19 protein-coding genes are annotated in these 19,210 nt (G+C 69.1%); 7 read left to right on the top strand and 12 right to left on the bottom strand.

What is annotated here, in order from left to right:
- Positions 1–22 precede the first annotated feature (22 nt).
- The 8 genes from ACWCPI_RS05625 to hemL form a co-directional block, all read right to left on the bottom strand.
- Positions 23–427, bottom strand: coding sequence for an SRPBCC domain-containing protein (locus ACWCPI_RS05625; RefSeq protein WP_451036896.1), 405 nt, complete (start codon positions 425–427; stop codon positions 23–25).
- Positions 428–515: 88 nt separating this feature from the next.
- Positions 516–1,616, bottom strand: coding sequence for a c-type cytochrome biogenesis protein CcsB (gene ccsB / locus ACWCPI_RS05620; protein ID WP_451036895.1), 1,101 nt, complete (start codon positions 1,614–1,616; stop codon positions 516–518).
- Positions 1,613–3,385: a cytochrome c biogenesis protein ResB gene (gene resB / locus ACWCPI_RS05615; RefSeq protein ID WP_451036894.1), complete on the bottom strand. Its 1,773-nt coding sequence runs from the start codon at positions 3,383–3,385 to the stop codon at positions 1,613–1,615. Before resB ends, ccsB begins: the two co-directional genes overlap by 4 nt.
- 4 nt (positions 3,386–3,389) lie before the next feature.
- A complete protein-coding gene (locus ACWCPI_RS05610) occupies positions 3,390–4,157 on the bottom strand; it encodes a cytochrome c biogenesis CcdA family protein (protein WP_451036893.1) in 768 nt (255 codons plus the stop codon).
- 1 nt (position 4,158) lies between these two features.
- Entirely contained in the window at positions 4,159–4,764 is a 606-nt protein-coding gene (locus ACWCPI_RS05605) for a TlpA family protein disulfide reductase (protein ID WP_451036892.1), read from the bottom strand.
- Between the two features lie 66 nt (positions 4,765–4,830).
- Complete coding sequence (locus ACWCPI_RS05600; protein WP_451036891.1) at positions 4,831–6,120, bottom strand: hypothetical protein; 1,290 nt, start codon at positions 6,118–6,120, stop codon at positions 4,831–4,833.
- A gap of 147 nt (positions 6,121–6,267) precedes the next feature.
- A complete protein-coding gene (locus ACWCPI_RS05595; RefSeq protein ID WP_451036890.1) occupies positions 6,268–6,996 on the bottom strand; it encodes a histidine phosphatase family protein in 729 nt (242 codons plus the stop codon).
- Complete coding sequence (gene hemL / locus ACWCPI_RS05590; RefSeq protein WP_451036889.1) at positions 6,993–8,327, bottom strand: glutamate-1-semialdehyde 2,1-aminomutase; 1,335 nt, start codon at positions 8,325–8,327, stop codon at positions 6,993–6,995. The genes ACWCPI_RS05595 and hemL overlap by 4 nt, the downstream gene beginning before the upstream one ends.
- Before the next feature lie 329 nt (positions 8,328–8,656).
- On the opposite strand from hemL, the gene ACWCPI_RS05585 reads away from it, so the two are divergent.
- Positions 8,657–9,301 carry a hypothetical protein gene (locus tag ACWCPI_RS05585; protein WP_388809978.1) on the top strand — a complete coding sequence of 215 codons (645 nt, stop codon included), beginning with the start codon at positions 8,657–8,659 and terminating at the stop codon, positions 9,299–9,301.
- A 76-nt stretch (positions 9,302–9,377) separates the two neighbouring features.
- Here the strand turns inward: ACWCPI_RS05585 and ACWCPI_RS05580 are convergent, their stop codons facing one another.
- Entirely contained in the window at positions 9,378–10,715 is a 1,338-nt protein-coding gene (locus ACWCPI_RS05580) for a tyrosine-type recombinase/integrase (RefSeq protein WP_058081476.1), read from the bottom strand.
- Between the two features lies 1 nt (position 10,716).
- On the bottom strand, positions 10,717–11,013 hold the full coding sequence (locus tag ACWCPI_RS05575) for a helix-turn-helix domain-containing protein (RefSeq protein WP_390682967.1): 297 nt from the start codon (positions 11,011–11,013) through the stop codon (positions 10,717–10,719).
- A gap of 479 nt (positions 11,014–11,492) precedes the next feature.
- On the opposite strand from ACWCPI_RS05575, the gene ACWCPI_RS05570 reads away from it, so the two are divergent.
- The 5 genes from ACWCPI_RS05570 to ACWCPI_RS05550 all read left to right on the top strand — a co-directional run bounded on the left by ACWCPI_RS05570 (position 11,493) and on the right by ACWCPI_RS05550 (position 16,680).
- Positions 11,493–11,735 carry a helix-turn-helix transcriptional regulator gene (locus tag ACWCPI_RS05570; protein ID WP_094056861.1) on the top strand — a complete coding sequence of 81 codons (243 nt, stop codon included), beginning with the start codon at positions 11,493–11,495 and terminating at the stop codon, positions 11,733–11,735.
- Positions 11,736–11,872: 137 nt separating this feature from the next.
- On the top strand, positions 11,873–13,123 hold the full coding sequence (locus tag ACWCPI_RS05565; protein WP_451036888.1) for a DUF3631 domain-containing protein: 1,251 nt from the start codon (positions 11,873–11,875) through the stop codon (positions 13,121–13,123).
- Positions 13,124–13,343: 220 nt separating this feature from the next.
- Positions 13,344–14,201 carry a DUF2637 domain-containing protein gene (locus ACWCPI_RS05560; RefSeq protein ID WP_058083974.1) on the top strand — a complete coding sequence of 286 codons (858 nt, stop codon included), beginning with the start codon at positions 13,344–13,346 and terminating at the stop codon, positions 14,199–14,201.
- A gap of 119 nt (positions 14,202–14,320) precedes the next feature.
- Positions 14,321–14,971, top strand: a complete 651-nt coding sequence (locus tag ACWCPI_RS05555; protein WP_451036887.1) for a MobC family plasmid mobilization relaxosome protein — start codon at positions 14,321–14,323, stop codon at positions 14,969–14,971.
- A complete protein-coding gene (locus tag ACWCPI_RS05550; protein ID WP_451036886.1) occupies positions 14,968–16,680 on the top strand; it encodes a relaxase/mobilization nuclease domain-containing protein in 1,713 nt (570 codons plus the stop codon). The genes ACWCPI_RS05555 and ACWCPI_RS05550 overlap by 4 nt, the downstream gene beginning before the upstream one ends.
- 92 nt (positions 16,681–16,772) lie before the next feature.
- Here the strand turns inward: ACWCPI_RS05550 and ACWCPI_RS05545 are convergent, their stop codons facing one another.
- On the bottom strand, positions 16,773–17,327 hold the full coding sequence (locus tag ACWCPI_RS05545; protein ID WP_094056865.1) for a flavoprotein: 555 nt from the start codon (positions 17,325–17,327) through the stop codon (positions 16,773–16,775).
- A complete protein-coding gene (locus ACWCPI_RS05540; RefSeq protein WP_451036885.1) occupies positions 17,324–18,595 on the bottom strand; it encodes a helix-turn-helix domain-containing protein in 1,272 nt (423 codons plus the stop codon). Before ACWCPI_RS05540 ends, ACWCPI_RS05545 begins: the two co-directional genes overlap by 4 nt.
- A 175-nt stretch (positions 18,596–18,770) precedes the next feature.
- Between ACWCPI_RS05540 and ACWCPI_RS05535 the strand changes: the two genes are divergently transcribed.
- Positions 18,771–19,208, top strand: a complete 438-nt coding sequence (locus tag ACWCPI_RS05535; RefSeq protein WP_094056867.1) for an ATP-binding protein — start codon at positions 18,771–18,773, stop codon at positions 19,206–19,208.
- Positions 19,209–19,210: the final 2 nt, after the last annotated feature.

The following is a 19,210-nucleotide window of genomic DNA, read 5'->3' as shown; positions in this document are numbered from 1 at the left end:
CTGCCTCCTTGCCGCACACGGGTCAGGGGCCCGCCGCGAGTACGCCGATCAGCCGCTCGAAGCGCTCCCGCCAGCGTGGCTCCGGTTCCTCCTCGTCCTGGAACTCATGGGTGAAACGCAGGACGGAACCCTCGTCCCCGTCCCGCTCCAGATGGAACCTGATCCGGCCGCCGCCCTCCACCGTGTACTCGGCGACCCGCTCCACGTCCCACGCGGTGATCCGGCCCTCCCCCACGTCCCGCAGCGTGATCGCGCCGCCGAGGTGGGGTTCGAGGACGTCGGCCGGGGTGAACCAGGACGCGAGGCCGTCCGGGGTGGCCAGCGAGGGCCAGACCGCCTCCATGGGGCGGGGGAGCCGTACGAGGAGGTGCAGGATGTGGGTGTTCCCGTGGGTCTGGCTGATGCCCTGTTCGATCGAACCGGTCATGACACCAGCCTGACCCCGCCGGGCGCGAAACGCACCCCTTACGTTCGCTGACCTGCTCTGTCGACGAAAGCGGTCCCCGGGGCCGCGGTCACACTCCGGCGTACGAGTGCTTGCCGGAGACGAAGATGTTGACGCCGTAGTAGTTGAACAGCCAGCAGCCGAAGGCGATCAGGGCCAGATAGGCGGCCTTGCGGCCCTTCCAGCCGGCCGTGGCACGGGCGTGCAGGTAGCCGGCGTAGGCGACCCAGGTGATGAAGGACCAGGTCTCCTTGGGGTCCCAGCCCCAGTAGCGGCCCCACGCGTCGCCCGCCCAGATGGCGCCCGCGATGATCGTGAACGTCCACAGCGGGAAGACGGCGGCGTTGACGCGGTAGGAGAACTTGTCCAGCGACGCCGCGGCGGGCAGCCGGTCGAGCACCGAGTTGGCGAAGCGGCCCGGGGTACCGCCGCTCGCCAGCTTGTTCTCGTACGAGTCCTTGAAGAGGTACAGCAGCGTGGAGACCGCGCCGAGGTAGAAGACCGCGCCGCAGAAGATCGCCGTGGAGACGTGGATGTACAGCCAGTACGAGTGAAGGGCGGGAACCAACTGGTCGCTCGCGGTGTACAAGACGGTGACGGCGAGACCGAGATCGAGGAGGACCGTGGTGATCAGGAACAGCCCGAGCCAGCGCACGTTCTTCTTCAGGGCGAGCAGCGCGAGGTACACGCCGACGGCCACCGTCGAGAAGGTGATGTTGAACTCGTACATGTTGCCCCAGGGCGCCCGCTGCACCGACAGTGCCCGGGTGAGCACACCACCGAACTCGATCAGGAACGCGAGGACGGTGAGGGAGATGGCGATACGCCCGTAGAGGTCCCCCTGCTCGTCCCCACCGTGGGCACCGGGACCGTCCGGCACGTCCCGCTGCCCGCCCGTGGCCCGCACGACGACCTTCGGCCGCTCCAGTACGGCGGTCGCGCCACCCTTGGTCACGGTGACGGCCGGCGCCTCGGCCTTCTTCGGCTTCGCCGGGGTGAGCGCGGCGGCCGTGCGGCCGACCTTGCTGCGGCTGCCGAAGAGCCATTCGGCGATGTACGCGAAGAAGGCCAGGGTGTACACGGCCATCGACGAGTAGATCAGCGTGTTGCTGATGCTCGCGAGGTTTTCGTTGGTGGCGGCGGCCAGCTCGGTCGCGGCGGCGAGAGTCACTTGGTCTCAGCCCCTTCGGCGTGTGCGACTTGGGGGTCGGGGGTGGGGGTGGGGGTGTCGTCGTCGGAGCCGTCGGCCGGTGAGCCGTCGTCCCGCGAGTGGTCGTCGGCGTCGGGTGCGCCGGGGACCTGCTCGTAGAGGACTCCGGCGAGGTCACCGAGTTCCTCGGGCACCTTGGCGGACTCGCTGCGGCCGAGCCCGGCCATCTCGACGACGGTGACACCGTCGGCGCCGGTGGTGGCCCGCACCCACACGCGGCGGCGCTGGATGAACAGGGAGGCGGCGAGGCCGAGGATCGCGGCGATCGAACCGGCGAGCGCCCAGCCGCTGCCGGGCTGGCGGGCGACCTGGAAGCCGGCCCACTCCTTGATGTCCTTCTCGAAGGTGATCGAGCCGGCGCCGTTCGGAAGCTTCATGGTCTCGCCGGGGCGCAGGTTCTCCCGGAGCTGTGCGCCCTTGGCGTCCTTGAAGCCCTTCAGCTTCTTCTTGTTCAGCTGGTACACGCTCTGCGGCAGGCCCGAGTTCACACCGAGCTCACCGTGGTAGGCCTCCAGGTTCATGATCGGGCTGAGCAGTGCGGGGAACTGCGAGGCGACTTCGTTGCCCTTGACGTAGGTGGGGAGGAAGAAGGCCTGGAAGCCGAGCTGGTCCCACTTGCCCTTGGCGTCGCGGTAGCCGTCCATGACCTTGATCGCGCCGGTGGAGGTGACGTTGCCGTCCAGTGGAAGGAGGGGCACGGCGTCGTGGAAGACCACCTCGCCCCTGCCGTCGCGGACCGTGATCACGGGGGCGTAGCCGTGGCTGACCAGGTAGACCTTGGAGCCGCCGATCTCCAGCGGCTCGTTGACCTTGACGGTGGTCTTCCTGTCCTTGCCGAAGGCGCCCACGCTGTAGGTGAGGTCGGCCTCGTAGGTGCGCGGGGTACCGCGGTTGGGGCCGCTCGCCTCGTAGGTGCCCTTGAAGTTCTTCAGGGTGAAGCTGAACGGGTCGAGGTCGTCCTGCCTGAAGAGGCTGCCGGACTTGAAGTCGTCGTACTGGGTGAGCGTGTTGGAGAAGCCGTCGCCCTCGACGATCAGCTTGTTCCCCTCGGACTTGTACAGCTGGCCCCAGGCGAAGGCGGTCAGCATCACGATCAGCGCGATGTGGAAGGCGAGGTTGCCGACCTCGCGCAGATAGCCCTTCTCGGCGGCGACGGCGTCACCGGTGAGATGGGCGCGGAAGCGGCGCTTCTTCAGCAGGGCGAGCGCGGCCTCGCGGACCTGCTCGGGCTCGGCCTCGGTGCGCCAGGTGGTGTGGGCGGGCAGCCGGGTCAGGCGCCTCGGGGCGGCCGGCGGGCGGCCGCGCAGCTGGCCGACGAACTGCCAGGTACGCGGGACGATGCAGCCGATGAGGGAGACGAACAGCAGGATGTAGACCGCGGAGAACCACACCGAGCTGTAGACGTCGAAGAGGCCGAGCTTGTCGTAGATCGGCGAGAGCGTCTCGTGGGCCTTGCGGAACTCGGCGACCTTGGTCTCGTCGATACCGGACTGCGGGATGAGCGAGCCGGGGATCGCGCCGAGCGACAGCAGCAGGAGCAGCAGCAGCGCGACCCGCATCGAGGTGAGCTGTCGCCAGAACCAGCGGATCCAGCCGATCACGCCGAGGGAGGGCAGGTTCGCGATCTCCTCGGCCGGGGCGGTGGAGAGCTGGGAGCCGGCGGCGCCCAGGTCCTGGTCCACGGACCGGCCCGGGGTGTTGTCGGGCACGCCGGTCTTGGTGTCGCTCATCGAGTCAGATCCCCACAGTGAAGCCGTCGGACCAGACCTGCATCTCCTGCACGATGCGGTCCCACGCGCCGGTCAGCAGCAGCACACCGGTCACGATCATCATCGTGCCGCCGATGCGGAGCACCCAGACATAGTGGCGCTTGACCCAGGCGAAGGCGCCGAGGGCCTTGCGGAAGGCTACGGCAGTGAGGACGAACGGGATGCCGAGGCCGAGGCAGTAGGCGACGGTCAGTATGGCGCCGCGTCCGGCGCTGGCCTCGGTGAAGGCGAGCGTCTGCACGGAGGACAGGGTCGGTCCGATGCAGGGCGCCCAGCCGATGCCGAACAGCGCGCCGAGCAGGGGTGCCCCGGCCAGCCCGGTGGCCGGCCTGGTGTGGAAGCGGAACTCCCGCTGGCTGAGCCAGGGCATCAGTCCCATGAAGAAGACGCCCATGAGCACCATGAGGACGCCGAGGACCTTCGTCAGGACGTCCTTGTTCTCCTGGAGGGTCGAGCCCCAGTAGCCGAACAGGGCCCCGCCGGAGACGAAGACCGCGGTGAAGCCGAGCACGAACAGGGAGGCACCGGCGACCATCCGGCCGCGCCGGGCCTCGGCCAGGTCGGTGCCGCTGACTCCGGTGACGTAGGAGAGATATCCGGGCACCAGTGGCAGGACGCACGGGGAGAAGAAGGAGACGAGGCCGCCGAGCACGGCGATCGGGAGGGCGAGCAGCAGGGCGCCGTGCATCACGGTGCCGTTGTACTCCGCGGCGAGCGTGGTGACTGCGCTCACGTCACTTCTCCGCGAGGACGGGCTTGATCATGCTGCGCAGTGTGTCCTCGCTGAGGGCCTGCAACGCCCGCGCCGCGATCCGCCCCTTCCGGTCGATGACGAGCGTGGAGGGGATCAGCTGCGGGTTGAGCGTGCCCTTCTCGAAGCGGAGCATCTGCTTGCCCGTCGGGTCGTACAGGCTCGGGTAGGTGACCCCGAACTCCTTCTCGAAGGCCTTCGCGGGGGTGGTACTGGTGTCACGGGTGTTGATGCCGACGAACTCGACACCCTGGCCCTTGAGGTCCTCGTAGACGGTCTGGAGGTTCTTCGCCTCGGCCCGGCAGGGCGGGCACCACGCTCCCCACACGTTGAGCACGAGGATCTTGCCCTTGTAGTCGGCCGTGCTCAGCTGCTTGCCGTAGATGGTCTTGCCGGACAGTTCGGGCGCGTCGGCGCGCTCGCCCTGAGGGACCGTGGCGATGCCGTTGTTGCCGGTGACGAAGTTGGTGTCGCCACCGCCCCCGGACGTACCGCCCGAACTGCACGCGGACAGGGTCAGCGCGGCGACGGCGGCGCTGGTGGTGGCGAGCAGGGCGACACGGCTCGGGGCGCGACGGGCGGCACTCATGTGAAAAGTTTCGCATGCCCGTTCTGGGGATCTTGCGCACCCCCCTTGCGGGCGGAAACCCGCATTTCAGGCGGCGTTCTCGGACCCCGTGGAGGAGCCGGTGGAGCCGCCCTTCATGAACGCGTTCCAGCCGCCCGCGGGCTCCTGTCCGACCTCCAGGGTGCGCAGCCTGGCGAGCACGTCCGGCTTCTGTACGTCCATCCAGTCCACGAACTGCCGGAACGACACGAGCCGGATGTCGGCGCCCTTCTCCTTCTCCCGCGCGATGTGCTTGAGGGCCTCCTCGACGGCGTCCATGTAGATGCCGCCGTTCCACTGCTCGAAGTGGTTGCCGATGAAGAAGGGGGCGCGGTTGCTCTCGTACGCCCGCTTGAAGCCCTGGATGTAGGCCTGCGCCGACTGCTCCCGCCAGCCCGGGTAGTTGTGGCTGGGCGCCTTCGTCGAGTTGATCGACTGGTTGGCGAGCATGTTGTAGTCCATGGAAAGGACTTCGAACGAACGTCCGGGGAAAGGTATCTGCTGCAACGGAAGGTCCCACAGCCCCTGCTTCTTCGCCGGCCACACCTGGCGCCCGCCGGGCGAGGAGGCGTCGTAGCGCCAGCCCAGTTCACGGGCGGTGGGCAGCAGGTTGTCCTGGCCGAGCAGGCAGGGGGTACGGCCGCCGACGAGTTCCTTGTCGTAGTCGAAGGGCAGGGACGGCAGATCGGTCCATCCGGAGTTGGTCCGCCACTCCTTCACGAAGGACTTGGCCTGCTCGATCTCGCTGCGCCACTGCTTCGGGGTCCAGTTGCCGACGGTGCCGGTGCCGCCGCAGAAGTGGCCGTTGAAGTGGGTGCCTATCTCATGGCCGTCCAGCCAGGCGCGGCGGACGTTCTTCAGGGTCGCCTTGATGTGCTCGTCGGTGAGGTAGCCGATGTCGGAGGCGCCGCGCGGGTTGTTCGGGGGCTCGTAGAGGCGCTTCTTCGACTCGGGGAGCAGGTAGATCCCCGAGAGGAAGAACGTCATGTGCGCCTCGTGCTCCTTGGCGAGGTCGAGGAAGCGCGGGAAGAGGCCGTTGCCGACCTCGCCGGCGCCGTCCCAGGAGAAGACCACGAACTGAGGCGGTTCCTGGCCCGGCTCCAGCGGCTCGGGCCTGGCCGGCTGGTTCGGCTGCTTGCCGGTGTACGAGGTGGAGCCGTCGCCGATGGGGCGTGCCGGGTCGGAGTGGGCGCCGGGCCGGTTGTCCTTCCGGCCGGCGGAACCTTTGTCGCCCTTCGATCCGTCTGACGACGTGAGGGTGCCGCAGCCGGCGAGACCGGCGGCCGCCGCGGCACCCGCACCGAGCCCGAGCATTCCCCTTCGGGTGAGCCTGCGCATTGCATCCCCATTCGTACACATCCGCTGGTGGTCACCCAGTCAGAGGACATGAGGAACGGGGAGGTTCCGCCAACTAGTACATAGTTCGTCACCAATGTCACGAACGTGTCTTCGGGGCGGTGGAGCCCGTAGGGCTGTCGGCGGGTGCTACGCGCCGAAGGCCTTGCCCTTCCCCTTCGCCGGCTTCGCACCGGCGCGAAGATGGGCCGGGACCAGATCGATGGCGGGCTCGGTGTAGCCGACGGAGACGATCCTGTCGCCCTGGTAGGTGAAGGTCGTCAGGGACGCGAGCGTGCACTGCCGCTTGCGCGGGTCGTGCCACAGCCGCCGCTTCTCGACATGGCTGCGCACGATCCAGATCGGCAGCTGATGGCTGACCAGCACGGCCTCGTGCCCACGCGCGGCGTCCTTGGCGGAGCCCAGCGCGCCCATCATCCGGATGACCTGGTCGACGTAGGGCTCGCCCCAGGACGGCTTGAAGGGGTTGAACAGGTGCTTCCAGTTCTCGGGCCGCCGCAGTGCGCCGTCCCCCACGCCGAAGGTCTTGCCCTGGAAGACGTTGTCGGCCTCGATGAGCCGGGCGTCGGTGGCGAGGTCGAGCCCGTGCGCCTTGGCGATCGGCGTCGCCGTCTCCTGCGCCCGCTCCAGCGGGGAGGCGCAGACGTACGTGATGTCACGGGAGGCCAGGTGCTCGGCGACCCGGTCGGCCATCTGCCGCCCCAGCTCCGACAGGTGGTATCCGGAGAGCCGGCCGTAGAGGAGCCCGTCCGGGTTGTCGACCTCGCCGTGCCGCATGAGGTGGACGACGGTGATGTCGCCGTCGTTCTTCTCGACGCCGTTGTCGCTGCCGGCGTTCTTGTCGATGTCGTTGCTCATGCCGCCGTGGCCTCCGCCGCCGCTCGGGCCGCCGCCGGGAGGGCGTCGGCGATCCGCTGGACGGCCCGGTCGTCGTGGGCCGTGGAGACGAACCAGGACTCGAAGGACGACGGCGGCAGGTAGACGCCCTGGGCCAGCATCGCGTGGAAGAAGGCGGTGAAGCGGAAGGACTCCTGCCGCTTGGCGTCCTCGTAGTTCCGTACCGCCCGGTCCGTGAAGAAGACGGAGAACATGTTGGAGGCGTTCTGCAGCCGGTGGGCCACGCCTTCCTTCGTCAGCGCCTCGGTGACGAGGGACTGGATGGTCTCCGACACGGCGTCGACCTTGGCGTACGCGGCCTCATCGAGGAGCCGCAGCTGGGCGAGGCCCGCGGCGGTGGCGACCGGGTTCCCGGAGAGGGTGCCGGCCTGGTAGACGGGCCCGGCGGGCGCGAGGTGGGCCATGACATCGGCGCGACCGCCGAACGCGGCGGCCGGGAAGCCGCCTCCCATCACCTTGCCGAAGGTCATGAGGTCGGGCCGCACCCCGTCGACGCCGTACCACCCGGCTCGGCTGGTACGGAAGCCGGTCATGACCTCGTCGGAGATGTAGAGCGCGCCGTTCTCCCGGCAGGCGTCCTTCAGTCCCTGGTTGAAGCCGGGGAGCGGCGGGACGACGCCCATGTTGCCGGGCGAGGCCTCGGTGATGACGCAGGCGATCTCACCGGGGTGGCGGTGGAAGGCCTCCTGCACGGCTTCGAGGTCGTTGTACGGCAGGACGATGGTGTCGCCGGCCTGGGCACCGGTGACGCCGGGGGTGTCCGGAAGCGCGAAGGTGGCGACCCCCGACCCGGCCGCGGCGAGCAGCGAGTCGACGTGCCCGTGGTAGCAGCCGGCGAACTTGATCACCTTGGTCCGCCGGGTGAACCCGCGGGCGAGCCGGATGGCCGACATGGTGGCCTCGGTCCCGCTGGAGACCAGCCGCACCTGCTCCAACGGCTCGATCCGGTCCACCATCTCCTCGGCGAGCGCGACCTCGCCCTCACCGGGAGTACCGAAGGAGGTGCCGCGGGAGACGGCGTCCTGCACGGCGGCGACGACCTCGGGGTGGGAGTGCCCGAGGATCATGGGGCCCCAGGAACAGACGAGGTCGACGTACTCACGCCCGTCGGCGTCGGTCAGGTAGGGACCGGCGCCGGACACCATGAACCGGGGCGTACCGCCCACGGCACGGAAGGCGCGCACCGGGCTGTTCACGCCGCCCGGCGTGACGGCTGCCGCACGGTCGAACAGGGCCTGCGAGGCAGGCGCATCGTATGGATAGGGCGTTCCTGAAGAGGGCGCTTCGCTCATGACCTGCGACTACTCCGACCTTCTCTGACCTTCTGCGACGTTTGACGGACTCCGGTTGCCAGTGACCTCCTCAGGGTAGGCCAGCACAAGGTGACGACAGCGGGCCACCGCCCGGCGACCGGTCTCACAGCGGCCCGCCCCCGCGATCTGCGAGACTGGGGGGCGATACACACAGCTCATGCGGGGTGTGGTGGTCAGGGACTGAAAAGATCCTGCGGACAGGTGTTTCAGCGCACGTTTCGGCGGGCGGCCGTGGGGGAGGTCACTGACACGATGATCGGGTTGCGCGGCGGGGGCCACGGGTCCTAGAAAAGCAGTCGGGTGGAGATATGCATCGCGGTGGCGGACTGGGCGAGGGGACTGATGACCTGGGTCCTCGACGTGCCCGGCGGGGAAGGCACCGGCGCGACGCGGAGGATTCGAACGAACCACGTCAGGGACACGTAGTACCGGATATGCCGGGTGTACCGAACGAGTCAGAGCGGGCCGACCACCGTCACGTTGATCGGCTGAGGGCGAGCAGGAATGGTGGTCGGGTGGGGGTGACGTACAAGTACTTCGGCGCGCCGGACGGGGCGACCGCGGCCCGCGTCCCCATCTCGATGCGCCCCGAGGAACTCGGCGGCGACGAACTCGGCATGAACGGCATGTTCACCAAGATCAAGCCGGAGACGATGGCCGCGATGGTCCTGACCGGCATCGAGGGTGTCCCCCTGCACAAGGTGCCGCCGCTGGAACTCGTCGTCCTGCACCCCGACTACGCCGTGGTCAAGCTCCCGATGACGGTCGTGGACCCGCTGCGCGGCATAGGAGAGGAAGCGGTCGGCGCGGCCGCGTTCATCTGGTCGACGGTGCCGGACCGGGGCGGGCCCCGGGACGCGTTCAACGTGTACCAACTGCTGCACGAGTGGCAGGACTTCAGCCATCGACTGCATGAGGCGGGACATCAGCCGTACTGCCTGGTGTGGCCCTGATCGGCTCTGAGCTGGGGTTTCTTGCGGGTTGGGCGGGGTCTTCGGACCTCGCCCTTTTGGGTGCCGGGGAGGGCCGTCAGGCGGCCAGGGCACATTGAGGGCACATTGGTTTTGCTGGGGGTGCTGATGTGCCCTGGGCTGCGGGTGGGTCGCCGTCGTTTTCCGCCTCGGCTTCCGTTTCCGTGAAGGCGTCGTCGATCGCCTTGCGGGTGCGGGTCTCGCTGGACGGCAGCAAGTGCGTGTACGTCCGGAGCGTGAAGCCCGGGTCCGAGTGGCCGAGGTACTCGGAGAGCGCCTTTATGCTCTCACCCGCGTCCAGGAGCACGGAGGCGTAGGCGTGCCGGAGGGCGTGCATCCCGTCTTCGGGGGCCGCCTGGAGGTACCTCGCACCGCGCTCGCGGGGAGGGATCACGCCAGCGGCAGCCAGAGCGCGCTTCCAGTCGCCCATGTTGAAGACGCTGCGGTTGTAGGCCCGCCCCTTCTGGTCGACGAAGAGGAGACGGAAGGTCTTCGGCTCGCCGTCCGGCTTGGCCCACGGCAGGGTGACCTCGACCGGCGGGAACTCCTTCGTGTGGGCCTTGAGGGCGGCAGCAAGCTGGGCCGGTAGAGGCACAGATCGGATCTTGTTCCCCTTGGGCAGGGCGAAGACGGGCTTCGTGCCGACGAGCCGTACCTGGCGGTTGACGTGGATCCAGCCGGTCTTGAAGTCGATGTCCTCGACGGCAAAGCCGAAGACCTCGCCCTGACGCAGGCCGCAGCCAAAGGCGAGCTTGCCGCCGGCCTGGAAGCGCTTGGGCAGGCCGGCGAGGACTGCCCGGACGCGCTCCAGCGGCCAAGGGATGATCTTCTTCTTGGTCGCGGTCGGCAGCTTGACCGACTTCGCCTTGCAGGGGTTCTTCGGCAGGAGCCCATCCTCCACGGCCGCGCCGAGGATGCTGGAGAGGATGTCGAAGATGCCCTCGATCGTCGACACCTCCAGGCGGGCGTCCTGGAGGGTGCGGATCCAGCCCTGGATGACCGAGGGCTGGTTGAGGGAACGAAGCTCGCGTCGCCCGAGGTGCTCGACGATGTGGTTGCGGACCGTTGCCTCGTAGCGGAGGGCTGTCGTCGGACCGACGGAGTTCGCGTCCAACCACTTCTGTGCGTAGGCGCCGAGCGTCTGCTTCGTCTCGGCTGGCACGACGTAGGAACCGCGCCGGATCTCGACGTCGACCTCAGCGGCCCGGTTGTCCGCCTCAGCCTTGGTGTCGAAGTTTTCCTTGCGCTGGCGGCCGTCCAGATCGCGGTAGCGGACCTGCCACCGCTTGCCGACGCCATGATCGGCGGTGGGGACCATCTGCCGCGTACGGCTCTTGTGTTCACCGCACTCGGCCTCGGTGGGCTTGGGGTGGGACTTGTGCCAGCGGTCGTACACGTCAGCCAAGAAGGACCCCCTGAATGCGCTCCCAGGTCCGGAGCGGAGAGGTCTCCAGAGGCAGCAGGACTGCGTGCGAGACGCCGAGGGCGGCGGCGATCGCGACGAGGTCGTCGACGTCACAGCGGCGGTGGGCGCGCTCGGTGCGGCTGAGGGCTGTGTTACACATCGGGCGGCCCAGCGCGGTGCATCGGGCAGCCAGCTGGTGCTGGGTCAGGCCGCGCGCGATGCGTATTCGCTCTATGGCGCGGGCGGCGTGGAGGCCGGCGGGGCCTATTTCAACGGGTCGAGTTGCCATGACAGGTAGCTGTAACTTGCAGCCGACCTTTATGGCAAGAGTTGGCTCTAAAACTCTACAGAAGTCGTTGCAGGGTGACCGTGGGGCGGCGTGGCGTTTATCTCGCCCATTCACGAGGCACGGACGAGTAATTCCGGGAGTCGCCGTGCTAACTTGCCGTCACGCGTGAACTTTGGGCGTTTTGAGCCGGTAACCGATGATGTGCTCACCGCTTGCTTCAGCTCACCTGATCACCTGCCCAGACAGGCTCCGGCCTGCACCAACCGACGAGACGGGCCCGGTCGGTGCCCCCCGGGCGATCAGGGATGAGGAGGTAGTCGCCAACTTTTTGGTCAACGGCCGATCCACCTCTACGGTTATTACCCCTCCCAGCCACGCCGAGGGAATTAGTGGAGAGTTTTAGAACCAACGCTGGACTTCTTCGCTGGCGGTGTGGCTGTGTTGTCCAGGCACGCTGTCCAAGACCGAAAAGGAGCCCTGTGCCGAATACCTCTCTCCGCAGCGCGAACGCCCCTTCCTCCGCCGACGCTGCCCGGCGCGGCCCGTTGGCCACCCCGGCGGAAGTCGCTGCCTATCTCGGGGTGCCGGTGAAAACGCTCTACCAGTGGAAGTACCGGGGCCTCGGCCCCAACGTGCACAAGGTCGGCCGCCACCTCCGCTACCGCTGGTCCGAGGTGGACGCCTGGGTGAACGCCCAGTCCGCGTACGACCTCACGGCCTGAAGCCGCCCTGCCGGGACAGCGAAGCGGCTCTCCGCGAGCCACCGCCGAGAGCCACAGAGTCCCCGCCCCCATCGCCCTTGAACGATCGAATCGGTGGGCCGGGCCTTGCCCGTCCGGCCCACCGGGAAGGAACGCCTATGGACGAATCTACGTCCCCCGACTCCTCCGCCGCATCCTCGATACCCACCTGGCCGCCCGTCGCCGCCCTGGGCCAGGACGCCACCGCGAAAGCCTCGACCTCGGAGGACGACGAGCCACGGCAGCCCGGAGAAGGCGCACAGCTACTGGACGAGCTGCAGGAAGCCATCGCGCGGTACGTGATCCTGCCCAGCAGTGAGGCGCTGACCGCCGTCACGCTGTGGGTGGCGGCCACGCACATCCAGCCCGCCCTCCAGCACGCACCTCGCCTCGCCGTGGTCGGGCCTGCGAAGCGGTGCGGTAAGTCCCGCCTGCTGGACGTGCTCACCGAGACTGTGCGCGAGCCGCTGATCACGGTCAACACCAGCCCGGCGGTGGTCTTCCGCGCCATCGGTGCGGACCCGCCCACCCTGCTGGTGGACGAGGCCGACACCATCTTCGGCAGCATCAAGGCCGCCGAAAAGAACGAGGAGCTGCGTGGCCTCCTCAACGCCGGCCACCAGCGCAACCGGCCCGCCCTGCGGATCTCCGGGCCGGAGCACAAGCCGCAGGCGTTCCCCACCTTCGCCATGGCCGCGCTCGCCGGCATCGGGGACCTGCCGGACACGGTCATGGACCGGGCCATGGTGATCCGAATGCAGCGGCGCAAGCCAGGTGAGCGGGTGGAACAGTTCCGCTCCCGCCGCGACATACCCGCCCTGCACGCCCTACGTGACCGGCTGACTGCCTGGCTGCGCCCGCTGATGGACACCGCAGCCGACCTGGTGCCGCCGATGCCGGTGCAGGACCGTGCGGCCGACACCTGGGAACCGCTGGTGGTCGTCGCCGAACTGGCAGGCGACTCCTGGCCGGAGCGAGCACGCGAAGCGTGCGTGGCCATGTGTGCCGCCGAGGTCGGCCAGGACGACGAGTCCAACGTGAAGACACGCCTGCTGAAGGACATCCGCCGCGTCTTCGCGTGCTACGGCGATCCTGACACCGTGCGCACGCGGGACCTGCTGGAAGAGCTACTCAAGGACCAGGAGGCGCCGTGGGCGGAGTACCGCAACACCGGTCTGACCCCGCGCTACCTGGGGATCCTGCTGAAGGACTTCGGTATCCAGGCAGCCGTCCTCCGCTTCGAAGGCGGACGGCAGGCCCGGGGATTCACCCACGCACAGTTCACCGATGCCTGGGCCCGCTACTGCCCCGAGGAGCAGCCACCCGACGGCGGTGAGACCACACGTCACGGGTCGGCCGTACACCCGTAAACACCCGTCGCACACGTCGCACCGCAGGTCATCCCCGTGACGGGTCCGGCAACTGTGACGGGTCCTCCCGTATCACGCCAGGCTCCCGTACCTGCCCTGACCAGGCATGCGACGGGTGCGACGAGTCCGCCGCCCTCCCCACTGGCAACCCCGCACCGCGCCTAGGCACCCGTCTCCCCCTGGAGTACCACGCTTGCCCTCACGCACCGCCCAAGCCCCCGTGCCGCCAGTGACCGTAGCGATCCGCCTCGGGGTCGCCCTGGTCGGCACGATCGGCTTCGCCCTCTCCTACGACGCCCTGCGGCAGATGGCCGTCGCCATCCACATCCGCGGAGTCCTCACCTACGCCTTCCCCCTCGTGATCGACGGGTTCATCGCCATCGGCGTCGCCGCCCTGCTCATCCTCCGTACCGCGCCCTGGCGTTCTCGCCTGTACGTCTGGGCACTGGTCGGTCTCGCCACCGTCACGAGCATCTGGGCGAACGCTCTGCACGCCGTCCGCCTCAACCAGCAGGCACACACCGCCGGGCTCCATCTGGACGATGTCACCGTCGGCGCCCTGTCCGCGATAGCTCCGCTCGCCCTGGCCGGCGCGGTCCACCTCGACCTCGTCATCCGCCGCCACCCCACGAGTCTGCGCGAAGAGGCCGCCGCCACACCGGGCCACAACTCCTCTGGCCACAGCCACAACGGCACGCACAGCGCCATGCGGCCTGCCCGTTCGCAAGACGATGACTTCCTGCCGAAGGAGGCACAGAGCTCGCGTGACGTGGCCGAGCGCCCAGACCTGGCGGAGGCAGCCGCCAACGTGCCGCGGGCCCCGAAGCCGCTCTCCAAAGACGAGGGCCACGAACGGGATGTCACCTTCGACGAACTCCTCGCCATCGCCCGCACCGCACCGCTGGGACGCGGGGACCGTGCCTCACGCCGCAACATCGAGGCGGCCATCCGAGCCGCTGAGTACCGCATCGGCAAGGACCGTCTCACTCAGCTCAAGGACCGAGTACAGGCCGAACTCGACCGGGCTGCCCGCCAGCGACAGGCCGAGCCCGACACGGCCCCCGTCGGCACGCGCTGAGGGCCGCCGCCCCACCCCGATCGACCCCCTCCGCTCGTTCCCGCACAGCCCGGAGCGGGGACGAGCGGCCCACTAGGCGACACGGCCTCGCCCCCCAACACCGCACGGAGAACCCCTCAATGCACGACCAGCACCCCGAACTCGCCACCGACCGGACGCAGATGATGACCATCGCCACCAGCGCAGCAAGGTATGGCGTTGGACCGTCCAAGGGCCGGTCCAACGCAGGCACCTCCGCCCCGGGGGTGGCGGAGGACCTCGGGCACCAGGGGGTGCCCGAGGAGGTAACGCCCGGCGACGCAGCCGAACAGTCGCCCGCCGCCCCCGCCGACGAAGTCACCCTGCGTCGCATCGCTCGCCGCCGTACCCGCGAGAGCGTCCAGCGCAAGCAACGTGTCGATGTCCGCTACAGCAGCGATGAGAAGGCCCGGATCCTTACCCGTGCCCGCAAGATGGGCATCGCCGGCGCCCACCTCGTCGGCGCAGTGATCACGGCCTACCTCGACGGTGATCTCGCCGTGGGCCTGGCCGGGCAGCGCACCCAGCTCGATGACTGCCTCGACAAGCTCGACGCCCTACGGGCCGAAGTCGCGCGCATCGGCAACAACGTCAACCAGATCGCGCACCGCCTCAACGCCGGAGGCGATCCACACCCTGTGGACGCCATCGTCCTCGCCCAGACCGAACGCACCCTGGTCGCCGTCCGCGGCGCCATCAGCGACATCGCGCAGACCATGAACCACGCCGTCTCCGTGAAGGCGGCCTGGTGATCGCCAAGATCGGCAGCGGCAAGAGCACCGCCGGTCTGATCCGATATCTGTTCGACACGAGGAAGGCCAAGGACCACACCGACCCGCACCTGGTCGCCTCCTGGGACGGCTTCGCGCCCGACCCCGGCCGGGCCGACGACTTCGACGCCACAAAGAAGCGCCTCGTGGCTGACCTCGACGTGCGGGTCAAGCAGGCCCGCCGACTGGGCCGGGCGCCCGAGCGGCACGTGTGGCACTGCTCGGTACGTGCCGCGCCCGGCGACCGGCACCTCACCGACGCCGAGTGGGCCGACATCGCCCACCGGATTGTGGCGGCCACCGGCATCGCGCCACAAGGCGATCCAGATGGGTGCCGGTGGGTCGCCGTCCGCCACGCCGACGACCACATCCACATCGCCGCCACCAAGGTCCGTGGCGACCTGCGCACCGCCCGCCACTGGAACGACTACCTGACCGCGGACAAGGAACTCGCGGCCATCGAGAAGGAATACGGCCTCAAGCAAGTCGTGCGCGGCGACCGCACCGCCGCCAAGCGCCCCACCCGCGCCGAGACGGAGAAGGCCCGCCGCGTCGGCAAGACCCAGACCTCCCGCGAACGCCTGCGCACCACCGTCCGCCAGCTAGTGTCCATCGCCACCAGCCCGGAGGAGTTCCTCCTTCTGCTCGACGGCGTCGAGGGCGTCCTTGTGGACGTGCAGCACTTTCCCTCCGGTGACGTGCGCGGGTACAAGGTCGCCGTGGAGGGCGATACCAACGCCACTGGTGAACCCGTCTGGTTCTCCGGCGCCAAACTCGCCCCCGACCTGCCCTACCCCAAGATTCGCGAACGCCTCACCGCCATCGACGTCGCGCCCGTCACCGAGCCGGGCAGCCGACGCAAGCCCAATCCCTGGCACCAGGCCACCGCCGCGGCCGAGCGCATCCCCCACCACCTCGACCACGGCGACGACGCAACCGCCCAGGCCCACATCGCGGCCTTTGGCGAAGCCATCGACATCCTGCCGCTGCTCGCGCCCAACCACCTGCGGCCACAGCTGCAGCAGGCAGCCACCGCGTTCGAACGTGCCACCCGCTCGCGCATCCGCGCCCAGCAGGACCAGGCCCGCGCTCTCCGGGGCGCCGTCCGCGCCCTGCGCACCACGCCAGTCACCCGCGATGGCGCCGGACTGGCGATGTTCCTCGACATCGCCGTCCTCGTCGTCATCGCCGCAGCGCGCTGGCACCAGGTCCGCCGGCACGACCAGCAGGTCGCCGCCGCGCACCAAGCCCTGGTCCACCTGCATGCCGCCTACCGACAGGCTGCTGCCGAGCCGCTGGCCGCTCTGGCCCAGCGCCAACCACCGGCCCGCACCATCGAACGGCACGCCCAGCGCGTCCTCGTGATGCTGCCCGATCACGCCCAGCAGATCCTCGACGACCCCGCCTGGCCCGCACTGGCCGCCGCCCTGACCGAAGCCGAGACCGCCGGCCACGACCCCGAACAGCTTCTCCAGCACGCCGCACGGCAGCGCACCCTGGACGACGCCCGCTCCACCGCCAGCACGCTCACCTGGCGCATCCAACGCCTCGCCGCCCGGCAGGCCCGCAGCGATCGAGCACGAACCGCGCGAACCGGCACGTATGTGACACCACAACCGGCACAGCCTGGCCAGACACCGCCGAGCCCGTCACAGCCTGGGCCTGCGGAGGCCCCCGCGCGACACCGGTAATTCCGGCACTGGCGGCCTCGCGCCCGCGAGGCCACCAGTGGGTGGAAAGACACCTCTCTCGTCCGCTTCCAGCTTTCGAGTGACGGAGGGCGTCACCGCGCCGTGCTGACCAGAGGCTCCAGCAACTCCAGCGCTTCGTCCCAGCGGAAGCGTTCCGTCGCGCCGCCAGCCCTCGGCCGGTGCGGTTCGCATGAGCCGATCAGAACACCCATGCCCCGCAGCCGATCCAAGCTCTGCTGGTAGGCGGGATGGGCGGCCTGGGCGGAGTTCAGGTAAGGCAGCACCACAGTCGGGATGTCCATGCCGTACGCCTCGCACAGGATGCCCAGGGCGAGGGTGTCGGAGATCCCGGCGGCCCACTTGTTGATCGTGTTGAAGGTGGCGGGAGCGACGGCGATCGCGTCCGCCGGGGGCAGTGGGCGCGGGTCTCCCGGTGAACGCCAGGCGGAGCGGATGGGGTAGCCGGTCTGGGCCTCGATCGCCTTGGTGTCGATGAAGCCGAGTCCCTGCGGTGTGGCGACGACGCCGACGTCCCAGTTGGCCTCCTGGGCGGCGGTGATGAGCTTGCCGACATCTCGGGCAACGCCCGCAGCGCACACGACGACGTACAGGAAGGGCTTCTTGTCCGGGGCGGTCGGTTCGGTCACGCGGGGACTCCCAGTTGGCGGCTGAAGTGGTGCAGTTCCGGCAGGGTACGTCGGCGGTCGCGGGCGGCCATATCGGCGACCAGGTGGCGGACATCGGGGCGGCGGATGTCCTGGGCGGCACAGGTCTCGGCGATGCGCAGGGCCTGGTAGCCGTCGGCGAGGCGGCCCTGCTGGCTGTAGGCGCGGGCCGCCTCGACCCATAGTGCGGCGCGGCGCTCGGGGACCGGGATGTGCCGACGCATGAGGGGCCGGGCCGCCTGAAGGGCGAGGCCGGCGTCGCCGAAAGCCACCAGAGCGCTCAGCTCGTGCAGGGCGACATTGGTCGGGCTGAAGGTGGCCCAGGCGTCGGGCCGGTCGAGAGTGACGTAACGCGAGACTTCCTTCGCCTCACTGAGGAATTCCTTCGTGGCCGCGCGGTCACCGCGACTGCTGGCCGCGGTCACACCGCGCAGGAGCAGCAGTCCCACAGCGGCGAGGTACTTCGGTGAACGCCGGTCGTAGGAGCCGGTGAGCTGGTCAGCGGTGTGCCGAACCAGGGTGACGGCCTCTGTGGCGTGCTTCTCGCGGACCAGAACGTGGGCCTGGACACGGACGCTGGAGGCGAGGACCACCGGATCCCCCGAGCGTTCGGCCTCGGCCATCGCCCGGCCGACGGCGAGCCATGCGTTGCCTTGGTCGTGCTGCTTGAGCAGCAGGCTCGTCGTCGTCTGGTACGCCGTGGCCAGGAGCCGGGACACCGTGTCCCCGTCCGTCGCATCACCGACCGCCAGTCGCAGGTCGGCAATCAGGCTCGGGAGGGTGCGCTCCAACTCCGTGTATTGGCAGGTGTGGAAGAGCCTCAGTGCTGATCCGACGCGTTCGTACAGGACGGCCGTGTCCTGGGGGCCACCGGTGCCCGCAGGGCCGGGACCGGGCAGGAGGGCCTGGACGAGGGCGGTGTGCGAGGCCGAAGAGCCGGCCGGGGCCGCGAGCGCTGCGATGCTCGCGGCGAGGAAGGTGCGGCGGTGCATGTCGTCAGCTTCTCGATCGGCGGCGGAGACGTCCTGAGACGGGGCGAGGCCCAGCTCATGAGGCGGGATGTTCAGTTCCTGCGCGATGGCGCGTAGTACGCGGATGTCCTCCGTGCCGCGACCGCTCTCCAGACGGCTCACCTTGGACTGGTGATACCCCAGCGCTGCGGCCACGCCGTGCTGTGAACGCCGCTGTAACACCCGCGCCCGACGGATCCGGTCTCCGATCCGTCTCGCTTCCCCATGCGCGTCGGCCATCTGCCACGGCTCCTTCCGCCGTCGCTGATCCTGCCTGCTCAATCGAGCATAGATCAGCCGTAGTTGGCCGTGATGCAGCCCCTGCATAAGTCATGCATCGCCCGCGTCAGGTCTCACCACTCACGGCGACGGACTGGTTGCTTGGTGTGGCCCCACCTACACCGGGAGGCCGCTCATGGAAGCGCACCAGCTCGCTCTTTCCCTACCCGCGACGCCCGCCGCAGCAAGCCAGGCCCGGCACCAGGCCGTGGACGCGATAGCGGGCTGGGGCTCGGGACTGGGCGCCGAGGTGGTGCACACAGCCGAACTGCTGGTCAGCGAGCTCGTCACCAACGCGGTCCAGTACGCCGGCACCGGATCCGTCTCGCTCGCGGTCTGTCTCGACGAGGCCGTCCTGCGGATCGAGGTCTGCGACACGAGCCCGGTCCTGCCCCAGCCGGCTCTGCCCGACGCGGACAGCGAGGGCGGCCGGGGTCTGTTCCTCGTCGCCGCTCTCGCCGACCGGTACCACGCCGAACCGACGAAGAACGGCAAGTTCTGCTGGGCCGAGATCGATCTGACCAGCAAACCCAGCCAGGAAGTCGCCTGTTTCCTGCCCCTCCAGAGGAGTTGATG

The organism is Streptomyces sp. NPDC001920 (assembly GCF_053594495.1).
The sequence above is the reverse complement of the archived record's forward strand: the minus strand, read 5'-3'. Positions and strand labels throughout refer to the sequence as shown.